This is a genomic window from Lacinutrix cladophorae (genome assembly GCF_053604645.1).
Window position 1 is genome coordinate 1 of sequence record NZ_JBSHNR010000048.1, and the last position, 2,164, is coordinate 2,164.

At 28.1% G+C, this 2,164-nt stretch carries 1 protein-coding gene; it reads right to left on the reverse strand.

Going from position 1 to position 2,164, the window contains the following annotated elements:
* Nucleotides 1–807 precede the first annotated feature (807 nt).
* Nucleotides 808–1,950, reverse strand: a complete 1,143-nt coding sequence (locus tag ACVC3Y_RS00300) for a hypothetical protein (RefSeq protein WP_452225745.1) — start codon at nt 1,948–1,950, stop codon at nt 808–810.
* Nucleotides 1,951–2,164 lie beyond the last annotated feature (214 nt).

The window sequence follows — 2,164 nt, forward strand, 5'->3', positions numbered from 1 at the left end:
TTCTTCATAGTTTATATGCACCCTAACGGTCTTGTGTATGGAAAGTTGCGTTTTTGGCGACGAGGATTTTCCGAAGGAAAATCAGAAGTTGGCAAAAATGCAACTACCATTATTTAAGCACTAATCTAGCAATTTTTTATACACGTTGTTGCCATTTCGTTGTTTTTTCTCAGAGTTCAAATTGTTCAGTTAAATTCCGTTTTCAGATTTTTAGAGTTTGAGTAAATTCCGTGAGCATTATATTCCGCTTTATTTTTCAATTCCGTTTGAGTGAGCAATTCCGAAACTTGCTTTATTCCACACACAATTTGGTTTTGATTTATAATTCAAATAATATTTGTAACAAATTCAATACTTTTTCGTCTTATAATTACACTTAAATACTTTACAATATGCACAATTTTTTAAAATCATTCAAACAAAAATTTATTCAATTTTATAAGTGCGAATTAAAAACCTTTAATAGAATACTTGGAATTAAATAAAATCGATGTGATTCTTATTTCACGTTTGAATGTGTAATTCCAGATTCAGTACAGTTTTTTAATTTACTAAAAAATCCGCTGTAATTTTTTATTCCTAATTTGAGTAAAGTTTCAGCGTTTTCTTGTCAAAACTCAATTTTTATAAACTCTAATTTTTGGCTTCAGAGTGCGTTACGTCAATGAATGGCAACGTGTTTGTGTATGATTAGTGGCGTGTTTAAGCACCTAATTTAGCAAATAAAAACCAAATAGAAAATCCGCGAGGATTTTCGTAAGTAAGCTAAAACTAGCCATTAATTATACACGGTGTTGGCAATAGTTATTATTCGGTTGTCATAATTCCACTTTTAATCATGCCCTTACAAGGATTTAAAAATGCCTTTGTAAAAATCATTTTTTCATTTTTATAAAATTCCGCAAAATTAGTGCATTGTTTGAATGTATTTTGATTTTCCATTTCGAAGATGCTTGTTAAAGGGGCTTTACCTTGTTTTTCGATATCATAATAACCATCTGAAATCTTTGAGTAATATTTATATGTAAATCTTTCGTTAGTGTATAAAAAAATATTCCTATAACTTTCTTTATAAATATCAAGTTGCTTTTCTTTGAATTCAGTTGATTTTAGAGTTGATACGAATTCATTAAAAAGTGAAATATCTTTATAGTTTTCAACTGTATTTAATTTGTTAATTATATTACATATATTAGGTGTAACTGTATAGCATTTTAAAAGACTAGGTAGGAAATATTGCTTTTTATCGCTTTGGTTTGGTTCATATTTAGCATCGTAAAAACAATATGATTGCTTAATGACTTTGCCATTTTCCACAAAGCTAGTAGTCGATACAGCACCATCTTCAGTTAAACCTTCATCTTTATAAGCAAAAACTGAAGTTCTAAAAGAGTTTGAATCTCTATTTACGATGACTCCTGTTCCACTTAATCCTCTACATTGATAATGAGATGGATTTTCCTTCTTGATGCAACCTTTATAGCTTTCATCTTTTGTTGGGCCAATTATTCTATTGTTATCAATATCATATCCAATTCCTGATTCTTTAAATACGTATTTTTCAAAAGGTGTCATTTCTTGAAAATCTGTATTCTCATTTTTTCTATTTAAAAATTTATTTAAAAAATTAAATTCCTCTAATTCATTTAAAAAACCAAGACAAATAAATGGCGATTTTTTTTCTATTTTAATAATCTGCACAGGAAAACCAACTATTTCATATTTTTCAATAAGTTCTTGAGCTTCTTTTGAACTTTGTTTTAAAATTTTATGAGTAAATTCATTATTTATTAAATTCTCAATCTTTTTATTTTTAAATGTAATGTTCAATAAATTGAGAGAGTATTGACAATGCTCATCATAGATAGTTATGAGAGTATTTCCATTACTTGCGTTCACTGAAAAAAAGCTGAAAAGTACTAAAATTAAGGTTAATAAATTTCTGTTCATAAATGTGCGTTTTAATTATTGCCAACGTGTTTGTATAAGAATAGTTGCGGGTTTGCGTGCGAGGAATTTCCGGAGGAAATTCAGATGTAGCAAATACGCAACTACCTTTATTTAAGCACAAAACAGCAATTATTTTTATACGTTGTTGTGTGCAGTTTTTTTTATTTCCGATTTTAAATTATTCCATTCATTCCAAAATTGTCGAAAACCATTT

Coding starts and splice junctions, on each gene's coding strand:
- ACVC3Y_RS00300 (WP_452225745.1), bottom strand. CDS start 1,950: ATGAACAGAAATTTATTAACCTTAATTTTAGTACTTTTCAGCTTTTTT.